This window comes from Bacteroides sp. Phil13 (assembly GCF_001940965.1).
In the GTDB taxonomy this organism is placed as follows: domain Bacteria; phylum Bacteroidota; class Bacteroidia; order Bacteroidales; family Bacteroidaceae; genus Bacteroides; species Bacteroides intestinalis.
Map to the genome: position 1 here is coordinate 4,648 of NZ_MSHA01000089.1, position 13,936 is coordinate 18,583.

General features: G+C 43.1%; 7 protein-coding genes and 1 tRNA gene. 4 read left to right on the plus strand and 4 right to left on the minus strand.

What is annotated here, in order from left to right; all coding sequences use genetic code 11:
* Position 1: 1 nt before the first annotated feature.
* The 3 genes from BWI44_RS17940 to carB all read right to left on the minus strand — a co-directional run bounded on the left by BWI44_RS17940 (position 2) and on the right by carB (position 5,803).
* Positions 2 to 76: transfer RNA gene (locus BWI44_RS17940), tRNA-Val, on the minus strand.
* Positions 77 to 261: 185 nt separating this feature from the next.
* On the minus strand, positions 262 to 2,466 hold the full coding sequence (locus BWI44_RS17945) for an alpha-L-rhamnosidase-related protein (RefSeq protein WP_195210009.1): 2,205 nt from the start codon (positions 2,464 to 2,466) through the stop codon (positions 262 to 264).
* Positions 2,467 to 2,584: 118 nt separating this feature from the next.
* Positions 2,585 to 5,803 carry a carbamoyl-phosphate synthase (glutamine-hydrolyzing) large subunit gene (gene carB / locus BWI44_RS17950; RefSeq protein ID WP_195210010.1) on the minus strand — a complete coding sequence of 1,073 codons (3,219 nt, stop codon included), beginning with the start codon at positions 5,801 to 5,803 and terminating at the stop codon, positions 2,585 to 2,587.
* A gap of 540 nt (positions 5,804 to 6,343) precedes the next feature.
* On the opposite strand from carB, the gene BWI44_RS17955 reads away from it, so the two are divergent.
* The 4 genes from BWI44_RS17955 to BWI44_RS17970 all read left to right on the plus strand — a co-directional run bounded on the left by BWI44_RS17955 (position 6,344) and on the right by BWI44_RS17970 (position 12,606).
* A complete protein-coding gene (locus BWI44_RS17955; protein WP_195210011.1) occupies positions 6,344 to 6,985 on the plus strand; it encodes an HU family DNA-binding protein in 642 nt (213 codons plus the stop codon).
* A 73-nt stretch (positions 6,986 to 7,058) separates the two neighbouring features.
* The gene (trpS, locus tag BWI44_RS17960; RefSeq protein WP_195210012.1) at positions 7,059 to 8,153 is read left to right on the plus strand and encodes a tryptophan--tRNA ligase; all 1,095 of its coding nucleotides are present in this window, start codon (positions 7,059 to 7,061) and stop codon (positions 8,151 to 8,153) included.
* Positions 8,154 to 8,220: 67 nt separating this feature from the next.
* Positions 8,221 to 10,032 (plus strand): helix-turn-helix transcriptional regulator, encoded by a 1,812-nt coding sequence (locus BWI44_RS17965; protein WP_195210013.1) that lies wholly within the window; start codon positions 8,221 to 8,223, stop codon positions 10,030 to 10,032.
* A gap of 216 nt (positions 10,033 to 10,248) precedes the next feature.
* Complete coding sequence (locus tag BWI44_RS17970; RefSeq protein WP_195210014.1) at positions 10,249 to 12,606, plus strand: TonB-dependent receptor; 2,358 nt, start codon at positions 10,249 to 10,251, stop codon at positions 12,604 to 12,606.
* A 100-nt stretch (positions 12,607 to 12,706) separates the two neighbouring features.
* Here BWI44_RS17970 and BWI44_RS17975 read toward each other — a convergent pair whose 3' ends face one another.
* Positions 12,707 to 13,900, minus strand: coding sequence for an OmpA family protein (locus BWI44_RS17975; protein WP_115503178.1), 1,194 nt, complete (start codon positions 13,898 to 13,900; stop codon positions 12,707 to 12,709).
* Positions 13,901 to 13,936: the final 36 nt, after the last annotated feature.

Consider the following 13,936-nt stretch of genomic DNA (forward strand, 5'->3'; position numbering starts at 1 on the left):
GTGGGCGTTGACGGATTCGAACCGCCGACCCTCTGCTTGTAAGGCAGATGCTCTGAACCAGCTGAGCTAAACGCCCATACACTTTCGTTTCAAAAGCGATGCAAAGGTACAGCTTATTTTGATATTACCAAAACAATTGCGAACTATTTTCTAAGAAATTTATACAGAAAGATATATACTTATTGAATTTCAGCATTTTAAATAAGTAACTTTTTTCTGAGACATTTCACCAACATAATCGCTATAAACCGATTCTTCGCCTTACGGAAGAATATGAGTACCCGGTGAAAGCACTTTTTCCTTACTGCCAGGCAATGCCACTACTGCCGTGGTACCTTGCGGAACGACCACTTGAATACCGAGTTTATGATCTTGCTGCCTTATATCAACCCTGATGTCACCATAAAGAGTAGGCACCACCGCCGAAGCTTTATTCAACGAACCCAGTTGCGGAGCAACACGGAATTGCTTAAATCCGGGAGCAAGTGGTTCTATTCCACACAGTTTTTGACTCAATATAGTCAGCAGACCACCACTCCATGCATGATTTATAGTGCCTCCACCAAAACCTTCGGCGCCTATCCCCCACCCTTCAAATAAGGTGGTATAAGGATATGACATCATTTTAGCATAACGGTCGCGCATACGTTTCAATGCAAACTCCGGTTCGCCCATCATAAACAAGGCTTCCATTACATACTTTTCCATATAAGGACTGGCATGATATTCCTTCTTGAAAACCTTTAGCAAAGCTTTATATCTACCGGCCGGTGCCAATCCACTCACTACGGCCATTGCCTGCGCACGGTCATCCGTCTCCCCATTATGCAATTTGGAACGATAAGCCTTACCATTCCAATAGCGGGCGTCAAAAGCCGCAGAGATACGTTTCATCATTTCACCGATCTGATTGGCATCATACAGTTTACGCAGATGAAGGGCAAACTCTTTTTCAGCCTTAAGAGCCAGATAATACCAACAGGTAGTAAGAACCTCCATATCAACATCCGTTCCCCAATCGCCCCAACTCCAATCACCCTGACGAACCACAGGCATACCTTGGCCATCAACCTGCCAGACTTCATGCAAATACTTCTTCAGGCCGTCGTAAATATGCGGAACAAAAGAATAATCGTCACTATAGAACGCTTGCGTGTAGAATCCATACCAGCCTACAGACGCAAGCATCTGCAAAGGAAGTTCCTTACACCAGTTCAACGATGGAACAGGAGAAGCAATAACGCCGTCCGGACGTTGCCAGTTCATCAATTCATAGATACCTTTTGCGGCCAACTGCCAACCGCGCGGATCAAGTACATAGAAAGCTTCACCCAACTCATTTACTTCATCTCCCCACCATTGAGCACGCTCACGATCAGGACAGTCCATGTAATTATCGCGCATGGTAATATATAAAGTACGCGCACTTCGCTTCCACAATTCATTATAGAAATCATCATCGCATGCGAAAGAACCTTTCATATCCGCATTATAACCCGTTTCCCGGTATTTAACGCCCAGCACTTCCACGCCGGCAGGAACAACATAAAGCACCTCATGACCATTCATCCAGCCGAAACTTTCATATTCCTGCTCACCCTCACGAGTAATGTATTCAGCTCTCACATTATTAGCACTTCCTCCCGTATAATTATCGGTCAGCATGCCAACCACCAATCCGGCAGGAGCCTTTACATGCAGATAAGGAGTTATCTGACAATTATAGCGCAAACGGCACCGAATAGTATCCCCTTTTTCATTTTTGACTACTTCCGGATAATCCGTTAACCCACCATTCTTCCACATCGGGATGGGACGGGCTACCAATTTTCCAAACGGCATTTCGTTCGGAGCCACAATTTCGATAGATGCTCCCAGCTTTTCACTGAAATCCGGCATATTCCAACCTGCCAATTCCTTACGGGCATCAAAGCGGATATTACTTTCGGATAAACGATAATTGGGAAATGGGGCTTCTGTATTCTGATAAGCCCGATACACACTACATTGCCAGCTCTTATCACTGACAATGGATAAATTTGCCCCTTGGGCACAAAACAACAAAGCTGCCGTTCCACTATTCACATGGCTGAATCCGTTCTTCCCGAAATGCCACACCAGCAGAGCAATGGTATTCTCACCTTTCTCCAGATAAGGGGCAATATCCACCTGATCATAATAAGTCGCTCCGGGAGCAGGTCCCCGTTTCAATCCGCCTTCAAACACCACCATCTTGCCGTTAATCCATAGCCAATACTTAGAATCAACAGCGATATTTGCAATCATCTCACCCGGAACGCCGGGCAGATGCACTGTTTTACGAAAACAAAGCCAGGTATTCGGAGTACTTTGACAATGTTCACTACCAATCCATTTGGATTGAGGAAGGAAATCATCTGCTGCCTTTAATTGTACAGCAGCCAATATACAAACTAAAACAATAAAGAAATGGGGGATTTTTTTCATGGTTTAAGAACGCATTCTGGTTAAACAATAACTAAACCTTATCTTACCCACAAAGATAAGCATAAAAAAAAGAGATGCCAATTTAGCATCTCTTTTTTAACTTCAGGTAAATACCTGATTACTTATATTCTTGCCAACTCTTGATAGCAATATCTTCCAGCTTCAATTCGCAGAATGCTTCGATAAAGGCACTTGCCAGACGAGCATTCGTAATCAACGGGATGTTATGGTCGATAGCACCACGACGAATACGGTAACCGTTCGTCAATTCACGCTTCGTATGGTTCTTCGGAATGTTAACGATCAAGTCGAACTTGTGTTCAGCTATCATCTTCATTACGTTGTTCTCAGCATCAGGGCGTTCATCCGGCCAGTAAACAGCTTCGGTAGATACACCATGAGCATTCAAGAACGCAGCCGTACCTGCCGTTGCATAAATCTTGTAGCCTTTATCGAAAAGTACACGACTGGACTCCAACAAATCTACTTTTGATTTCATTGCACCGGAAGAGAACATAACACCTTTTTGAGGCATCTGGAAACCTGTAGCAATCATTGCACTCAGCAATGCTTCTGAGAAGTCATCACCAATACAACCAACTTCACCCGTAGAAGACATATCCACACCCAGTACCGGGTCTGCCTTGTGCAAACGAGAGAAGGAGAACTGAGAAGCTTTCACACCGATCCAATCAATATCGAATGCTGATTTATCAGGACGTGAATAAGGAGCATCCAACATGATGCGGGTAGCCGTTTCAATAAAGTTGCGTTTCAGCACTTTAGAAACAAACGGGAAGCTACGAGAAGCACGAAGGTTACACTCGATTACCTTCACTTCATTGTTACGTGCCAGGAACTGGATGTTGAACGGACCGGAGATATTGAGTTCCTTCGCAATCTGACGGCTGATCTTCTTAATGCGACGTGCCGTAGCAAAGTAAATCTTCTGTGCCGGGAATACCAACGTAGCATCACCAGAGTGCACACCCGCAAATTCCACATGCTCGGAAATAGCATATTCCACCACTTCACCATTCTGTGCTACAGCATCAAATTCGATTTCTTTTGTATTCTGCAAGAATTGAGAGATTACTACCGGATATTCCTTTGATACCTCAGCAGCCATCTTCAAGAAGTTTTCCAATTCTTCTTCATCATAGCATACGTTCATCGCAGCACCCGAAAGCACATAAGACGGACGAACCAATACCGGATAACCGACCTTTTCTACGAAACCTTTCACATCTTCCAGACTGGTAAGTTCCTGCCAAGCCGGCTGGTCAATACCCAGTTGGTCGAGCATTGCAGAGAACTTGTTACGGTTTTCAGCACGGTCGATAGAGATAGGAGAAGTTCCCAGGATGGGTACTGACTGACGGTGCAGCTTCATTGCCAGATTGTTCGGAATCTGTCCGCCTACAGATACAATTACACCACGAGGCTGTTCCAAGTCGATAACATCGAGTACACGTTCGAAAGAAAGTTCGTCGAAGTAAAGACGGTCGCACATATCGTAGTCAGTAGATACAGTTTCGGGGTTGTAATTGATCATAATAGACTTATAACCCAACTTGCGTGCTGTCTGCACTGCATTTACCGAACACCAGTCGAACTCTACGGAAGAACCGATACGGTAAGCACCGGAACCCAGTACAACTACTGATTTTTCATTCTTATAATAGTTCACATCATACCCTTCAACGGCATATGTCATGTACAGGTAGTTAGTCAGTTCCGGATGCTCGGAAGCTACGGTATTGATACGCTTCACTGCCGGCAGAATACCCAACTCTTTACGACGGGCACGCACCATCAGGTTTTCCTTCTCCATATTACCTTGCGGATCGAGTACAAAACGTGCAATCTGGAAGTCAGAGAAGCCCAGCACTTTTGCTTGACGCAATACATCTGCCGGAATATCTTCCACCTTATTATATTGAGAAAGTTTCAACTTATAGTCAACAATGTTCTTCAATTTGCCAAGGAACCAGGGATCGATCTTCGTCAGGTCGAAGATACGGTCTATTGTATAGCCATTTTCCAAAGCTTCAGCAATAGCAAACACACGCAAGTCCGTAGGACGTGAAAGTTCGCGGTCCAGATCATCAAAGTGCAGGTCGTTGCCTACAAATCCATGCATACCTTGACCGATCATACGCAACCCCTTCTGGATAATTTCTTCGAAAGAGCGTCCGATAGACATGATTTCACCAACAGACTTCATGCTGGAACCGATTTCGCGAGATACACCAACGAATTTCGTCAAGTCCCAACGAGGAATTTTACAAATCAGGTAATCCAGTTGCGGAGCCACGTATGCAGAATTCGGAGTTCCCATTTCACCAATCTGGTCGAGCGTATAGCCCAATGCAATCTTAGCGGCAACGAATGCCAACGGATATCCTGTAGCCTTAGAAGCCAAAGCAGAAGAACGGGACAGACGAGCATTTACCTCGATCACACGGTAGTCGTTTGTTTCAGCATTGAATGCATACTGAATGTTACATTCACCCACGATACCCAAGTGACGGATACACTTTGTAGAGAGGTCTTGCAACATCTTCACCTGTTCGTCAGTCAGTGAACAAGTCGGAGCTACTACGATAGACTCTCCCGTATGGATACCCAGCGGGTCGAAGTTTTCCATGCTTGCCACTGTAAAGCAGTGGTCGTTTGCATCACGGATAACCTCGAACTCAATTTCTTTCCAACCTTTCAGAGACTCTTCTACCAGAATTTGTTTAGAGAAAGCGAAGGAGCTTTCAGCCAGTTTCAGGAACTCTTCCTTATCCTGACAGATACCGCTGCCCAAACCGCCCAGTGCGTAAGCGGAGCGAACCATAACCGGGAAGCCAATGCGTTCAGCAGCCTCAATAGCATCTTCCATGCTCTCTACAGCCTGGCTGACAGGAGTCTTCATCTCGATCTCGTCCAGTTTCTTCACGAAGAGGTCACGGTCTTCCGTATACATGATAGCTTCTACCGAAGTACCCAATACGCGTACACCATATTTGTTCAAGATACCACTTGTGTACAACTCAGCACCGCAGTTCAAGGCAGTCTGACCACCGAAAGCCAACAGGATACCATCAGGTTGTTCCTTCTTAATGATTTCTTCTACGAAATAAGTAGTTACAGGCAGGAAATAAACCTTATCTGCGATACCTTCCGAAGTCTGGATAGTCGCAATGTTCGGGTTTACCAATACTGAACTGATACCTTCTTCACGCAAAGCTTTCAATGCTTGCGAACCGGAATAGTCGAACTCCCCGGCCTGACCGATCTTGAGTGCACCTGAGCCCAAGACCAACACTTTCTTCAAATTCTTTTCCATATATTCTCTTGTTGTCTATTAAGTTTCTTTCTATACATTCGGGCACAAAAAAAATGCGTTACCCAACAAAGGATTAACGCATTACCAAAGAACTAACAATATCTTCTCAGAGAAAGAGAAATCATCGACTAACGAATGAAATTCATTCGAATGCAGATTATATGTATCTCTTTTCCCGTGTTGTTGCATCGTTGCTTTAAAATTTGTGCAAAGTAACGACTTATTTCAATAATAAACAAATTATAGCCCATGAAATTAGCTTTATTATAAAGTCACACTCTCCTTACCACAAAAACACAATAAACCTGCTACAAAACTTTCTCACTCCGGTTTTAAACTTTATCTTTGCACTGAAGATCTATATCTTCAAACTGAACATAAGCATCTTCAACTTGAAGATATTTATCTCCAGCCTGGATATAACCTTTCTTCCTAATCACAGGTATCTCCATCCCTAAAGAGAAGGCACCTCAAAGTTAAGGAAAGTCTTCATTTATCATTAACTGTTAGCACGAACATCACTAATAGCATTAAAATACAATGGCTGAATATGAAATGCAGGAATCGAACCTGCCAAATGAAGAGGGCAAACGAATCCTCTTTCCACGCATGAAGTTATGGAACCAAGTAAATCTGGAATACATTGCGAGCAACATTAATTATGCCAGTACCTTCACCCCGGGAGACATCATTGGATTGGTACACTCGCTCACACAAGAGATTGCCTACCAAATGGCACAAGGCAATTCGGTAAAGGTAGACGGACTGGGCATCTTCACGCCAGCACTGGGATTGCGCAAAGGCAAAGAACGGGAATCGGGCGAGAAAAAGGGACAACGACGAAATGCGATGAGCATCTGCGTACAGAATATTAATTTCCGTGCCGACAAGCAATTCATCGAAGAAACCGGAAGACGCTGTATATTAAACCGCTCGGAGATAAAGCCCAACCGCTCATCCTCAAAATACGCGCCGGAACAACGGTTACAACTGGCACAAAAATATCTGGAAGAACATCCTTATATGAGAGTGAATGACTATTGCCAACTAACCGGTTTGCTGCGAAACACCGCCGCCAAGGAACTGAAGCACTGGAGGGAAATGCCGGAAACAGGCATTACCACCAACGGACGAGGTTCGCATAAGCTCTATGTGAAGCGGAAAGAAACAGCTTTTCCTTGAGGTTTCGATAAATATCGGTATCTTTGCAGTCATATTAAAATTCACGAAAGAAAAAACAAAGAAAATCATAGATATGACTAAAGAGAAAATCATCCTCACGGGCGACCGCCCAACAGGACGCCTGCACATAGGACACTATGTAGGCTCATTGAGAAGAAGAGTAGAGTTGCAAAACTCCGGTTTATATGACAAGATATTTGTCTTCATTGCTGATGCACAAGCATTAACAGACAATGTGGACAATCCGGAAAAAGTACGCCAGAACGTTATCGAAGTGGCCCTTGACTATCTGGCATGCGGACTGAATCCGGAGAAAAGCACCATCTTCATCCAATCACAAATTGCCGAATTATGCGAGTTGAGCTTTTACTTCATGAATATGGTAACTGTGAGCCGCCTGCAACGCAATCCTACTGTGAAAGCCGAAATTCAACTACGCAACTTCGATGCCAGCATTCCCGTAGGTTTCTTCACCTACCCCATCAGCCAGGCAGCAGATATCACAGCTTTCAAGGCAACAACTGTCCCTGTAGGTGAAGACCAGGAGCCAATGCTGGAGCAAGCCCGCGAAATCGTTCGTCGCTTCAACTATATCTATGGCGAAACGCTGGTTGAACCGGAAATCCTTCTGCCCGACAATGCCGCTTGTCTGCGCCTTCCCGGAACAGACGGAAAAGCCAAAATGAGCAAGAGCCTGGGTAACTGTATCTACCTTTCCGACTCTGCCGACGAAATACAGAAAAAAGTGAAGAGCATGTACACCGATCCCGATCACTTGCGTGTACAAGACCCGGGTAAAGTAGAGGGCAATCCTGTCTTCACCTATCTGGATGCCTTCTGCCGTCCCGAACACTTCGGTCTTTACCTGCCCGACTATCCGAATCTCGATGAACTGAAAGCGCATTATCAACGTGGCGGTCTGGGTGATATGAAGGTGAAAGGATTCCTGAACTCCATCATGCAGGAGACACTGGAACCGATTCGCAACCGCCGTAAAGAGTTTGAGAAAGATATACCTGCCATCTATGAGATGCTGAAGAAAGGCTGTGATGCGGCACGCGAAGTTGCTGCTGCCACACTGGACGATGTACGCAAAGCGATGAAGATAAACTATTTCGACGATGCGGAACTGATAGCTGAACAGGTGAAGCGATTCAGAGAAGAATAAATAATACTTTCCCCGGCATCTCTTATCAGAGAGATGCCGGAAAAAGTCACCGCCACAAATACATGCTATGAAACAATACATCCGTTACACACTAATCTGTTGTCTATTCTATCTGGCCGGCTGCCATCCCGGCACAAGCTTCCAACTGCCTGAAGACAATATTCTGTACACATTACTGCAAAATGCCCCGGACAGCCTGGCTATTCTTTTAGAAGATATAGACCCCTCTTCTCTGCCGGAAGCAGAACAGGCAGATTATGGCTGGTGGCTGACAAATGCACATCACAAGCAAAACCGAAGTCTGATCAATGATACACTTATCCAACATACGCTGGAATACTACAAACTGATTAAATCCCCCCGCCTGATAGATACCTATCAATTAGCAGCATTCCAAATCATATACAAGAAAAGCGATTCTCCCCGCCCGAAAGAATTATTAATGGAAGGGCTTCAAGTGGCAACACAAGAAAAAGATACTGCAGCCATACAACAAATATGTTCTCTGATTCTCCGCCTATATGAAGCCCCTGAAAACGATCTCATCCGAATTATAAAAAAATACATGAAGCCCGGAGGCGATGTGACCGCTTATCAGAATCTGAGTTACGGATTTATCTATCTGGGGCAGTTGGATTCCGCCTCACACTATCTGCAAAAAGGATTCGATTTAGCACATCACCGGAAAGACCACCGTAAAACTGAATTTCTGAGACTATACATAGGAACACTAAATGCACAAGGAAAACATAAAGACGCATTAAAGATATTACATAGCCCGCAGGTTCTCCAAAACAATCCCAACGAATTTGCCATCAACTACCTAAACTCATGGTTTGGATTAGGACAGCTCGATTCGGTACAAGCATACATTGATTCGAACCAGGCAGCTATCGACAAATACAAGACCCAATTCCCCGAACAAATGAATACACTGGATCTTTTGAACAAATCATTCAAGATGTTGCTCAAAGCCAAGAAGGGAGAAAATATCAGTATATATGATATCGGAACAACAGCGGATAACATCAGGAAATTTGAGAATATTATGGTGTATAATGACCGTGAAAGGCAATTCACACAAAGTAAACTACAAAGGAAGAATCTGATGCTCGCCATAGAACACGAACAGTTGCGACAACGCTTCCTGTGGATAGGCATTATCGTTGTGTGTATTATTTCAATATTGCTATTTATTTATCAACGTAAACTACTGAAAAAGGAAAAGCAGGTGCAATCTGTAAAAGAGCAATTGCACCTACACATTATACAGCTCTCTAAAAATGAATCGATCATCTGTGAAAATGAAAAGCTGATAAACTCCCTCTCTGCCCAACTTGACGAAAGCGGCGATTTAAAATCAGAAATAGAACAACTCACAAGCAAGAATAACAATCTGATCCAAAAGAATAAAGTACTGCAAACTGACATTGAACGTCTGTCGGAATCCGGCAAACAGCAAGATAGCGAGTTGTTGGTCTACAAGAGATTAATGGAACAAAATGCCCGGTTAAAAGAACGCGAACGATTCCTTACGGTTATGGCAATAGCCAACATTCCGGTTCTCAACAGATTGAGCACCAAAGCACATTATATAGATTACAGCCAATGGCCTGAAATCGTAAATGCCGCGAATCATTTATTCGATGGGGTCACCTATCGGCTACAGACAGAATTTCCCGTGCTTACCGAAGAAGATGTCCGGTATTGCTGCCTACTTAAGCTCCAATTATCCACATCAGTTATAGCTACCCTTATGGGTATTTCACCTTCATCGGTAACCAAACGTAAACAACGCATCAAAGAGAAGGTAAACCAGCAAAAAGAAGCAGAAATCTCCAAAGAACAATCTCTCGAATCTTATCTCTGGAACTATTAAGCCAACAAGATGTCCACATCAGCATCTTATTGGCAATATAAGCATCTAATATATAGGTGCTTATATTTTCTTCATGTCCACACATGTCCATATGTCGCCAATCATTTCCAGCCCCATACTACCTAACTTTGTCATATCAGATTCACACCTGATTTCTCCTCCCGATGGAGAAGAACAGAAATAAGTGTAATAGTAATAATAAAACTGAAATTTGACATGAAAAAGATTGCTTCATCTTACTTCGATGCTATACAGGCGGCGATAGCACTCAGAAATCTTGTATTCATCATTCTTTTAACGGCAAACATGCCGATACAGGCACAACACAAAATCTCCGGAAAAGTGATGGATGGAAACTCACCACTCGATGCAGCCAATATTGTGCTGAATACAAAAGACTCCGTCTACCTTAAAGGAACCAGCAGCAACAGCAAAGGAACATTTCATCTTAAAGACATCCCTACGGGCGATTTTTTCCTTGTCATCTCGTATTTAGGGTATGGCACAAAAGTAGTAGCATTAGACAAACTTTCTCAGTCTGTTAATATTGGAGAAATCCGGATGACACCTGTTTCCGGTCAACTGGATGAAGTAACCATATCTGCTTCAAACGTCATTAACCATACAGACAAACAGATTGTTTTCGTTACCGACCAACATCGGTCAACTTCCACCAACGGTGTAAATCTACTGTTGATGATGGGACTTCCCCGATTAACCGTTAATCCGCTCACCAACGATGTGTCCCTTCCGGGCGGCGAAAGTATCCAATTCTGCATAAATGGGGTAAAAGTGAACAGAACAGATATTAAAGCGTTGCAACCTCAGGAAATAATTCGTGTGGAATACATGGATAATCCAGGCATCCGTTACGGCAGTGACGTGGTCATCAACTACATCTTGAAAAGAGAAATATCAGGAGGAGCGATCAGTGTGGATTTAAGCAATGCTATCAATACAAATTTTAATGAAGATCAGCTCTCTGCAAGGCTTAATCATAAGAAATCAGAATTTAGAGCAAATTACGTTCTGAATTCCCGTAACCTGAAAAAGTCATGGACAGATCAACAACAGACATTTAATTTCACTGACGGAAGCAGCTTGACACGCTATAAAGAAGGAGTCCCGGGAAAAGTGCTGGAAAGATCACATAATATCGCCTTAAACTACAATCTGATGGATAACGACAAATATCTTTTCACAGCCTCACTCAATCAATCTATCAGGGACGTAAACCTGATGAACCGTAGCCGACAATACACATCTGCCGAAATCGGGAAAATAACAGATGTATACGGAGGAGGACAACAAGAACAATATTTACCTTCAATCAACCTCTACTACCTGCGCACTTTAAAGAATAAGCAAACTATTATCTTGGATGTGGTGGGGACATATATCGACACAAAAGTAAACAGGAAATATGAAGAAACAGAAAATGGCTCGCCACTTGCCGATATTATCTCAGACGTAGATGGAGATAAATATTCGATTATCAGTGAAGGCATTTATGAAAAGATATTCAAGAATTCGGGGCGGTTTACGGCTAACCTAAGATACATGCAATCATTTACCGATAATCAATATACTGGTACCATAAACAGCTCCACAAAGATGCGGCAGAATGACTTCTATTTCGGTGCCGAGTATTATTCAGGAAGAAAAAATAAATTCAGCTATACCGGAGGGGTTGGCATAGCCCGTTCATGGTTCCAGCAGACAAACGAAAAGGAATATATCGACATAATATTCAGACCTAAATTCACCCTGCAATATGATGTCACTCCGAATATGTTTTTGCGCATGACGGGAAGCATTTCCAACAATTCTCCCTCCCTTAGCCAGATGAGTGCTGTCGACCAATATATAGATACATTGAATATTCAAAGGGGAAATCCAGCATTAAAACCTTTCTTAAACTATTCGACGAATATGATGTTGAGTTGGAGAAAGGACATTTATAATGCCACATATTACCTCACTTATCAATATATTCCCAAAAACATTATGGAAGATACTTTCAGGGAGAACGACATATTCGTATCTACGCAGAATAATCAGAAAAGTTGGCAAAGACTGGGTAACGAGTTGTCAATCAATGCAGGACCGATTAAGAAGTTTCTGATGATTTCATTTACAGGAGGAATCAATCGATATATAAGCAGGGGGAATCTGTATACTCACAACCATACCGACTTCTATTATCAGGCACAGATAACTGCTATCTATAAAAAGTTTATGGGAATGTTCCAGATAAAAGAAGCATATTATGCAGGTCTTTCAGGAGAAACTTTAGCCAAAGGAGAGGATGCACACCTATTTATGCTGAGATATAATAGCGGTAAATACTCAATAGGGGCAGGCATCATGAACCCATTCACAAAGTTGTATAAACGAGAGACCGGAAGCAGGAATATTTATACGCCTTCAAAAAGCACTCTATACATCAATGATCTTTCGCGCATGGTAATACTGAGTTTCTCATGGAACTTTAATTATAAACGTCTTCTGAAAGAAAAACAGAAACGTATCAATAACAAAGATGTGGATTCAGGAATCATGCAAGACAGATAATAAAGTTGCAATATTGAGTATTTTTTTATTTCTTCTTAAAAAAAGAATGGAGTTATGCCATCACATAACTCCATTCCTATATTTATAAATCATCTATGATTTAATTGGCAGATTTCACTAATACCACACGGTTCAGAATTGGCTGACCAAATTTGTCTACACCACCACCGGCTTCAATATTCAAGCGGTCGGCAGCAATACCGTAATTCTTAACCAGTGCATCTTTCACAGCTTGTGCACGTTTCAAGCTCAATTCTTTGTTAAATGCCGGAGTACCGGTTGCAGAGTCTGCATAACCATTCACGGTGTAAGTTGCATTCGGGAACTGCTTCATCTGTTCTGCCAGATAAGACAGGTTCATGATTTCACGCGGAGACAGTTCAGCAGAACCGATTGTGAAGAATACAGTACGCGGTGCGATATCCGGATCCGGAACGATTACTTCTGTTTCTGTAACTTCAGCTACCGGTTGGTTTTGAGCCTGTATCAAAGCATTCTTCAACTGTGCATTCTGCGCACCCATTGCGGCCAACTTATCTTGCATAGCAGCCAACTCGATTTGAGAAATCAACTGCGGCATCGGACGACGGAAACCACGGGCAGGGAAACGGTAAGTCAAACCAACTGTAGCACTCAGTACACCATCATATCCATGATCGCCACCAACTTCGCCATCGAATTTGTCTTCAACACCCATTGCACTAAGTTCCAGGTTAATATCTATCGCATTCGAAATACGGAACTTGTTGATGATACCCGCATTTACGGACAGTGCTTCGCGGTGAGGCTTTGAATAGTTGTGAGTAAAACCGGCACCTACATAAGGGATAATCTCATAAACGCGATGCTGATTGTAACCACCGAAGAGTGCGTTCAGATTGAACATCACGTCACCGTGGAGGTTCATATAGTCAAAGCGTTGTTTATAGTAACCGTCTTTCAGTTGGGTACCTTTTACATAGTCGGCACCTGCATCGTACGTAAATCCTCTTGCCTGAAGACCGCTATATTGCAAACGCAATCCTAAACCCGGAGTAAACCATTTACCGACGGAAACATTCAGCGTCGGACTAATACGTTTGCCAAAACTTCCGGCTGAATCGTTATCACCAAATGTAGCTTCGGCACCACCGCCAATAGAGAAGAACCAATTGCTCCAGAAAGGATTCGTTATCACCTGATACTTATCCTGTACCTGAATTACTTCATACTCTACAACTTCACTTGTACTGTTCTGCGCCCAGGCGGCAGAAGTCAGACCGGCCAAAGCCAGCAACATTAGAATCTTTTTCATATACCTAAATAGTTAAGTGGTTAATTTAAATTCATT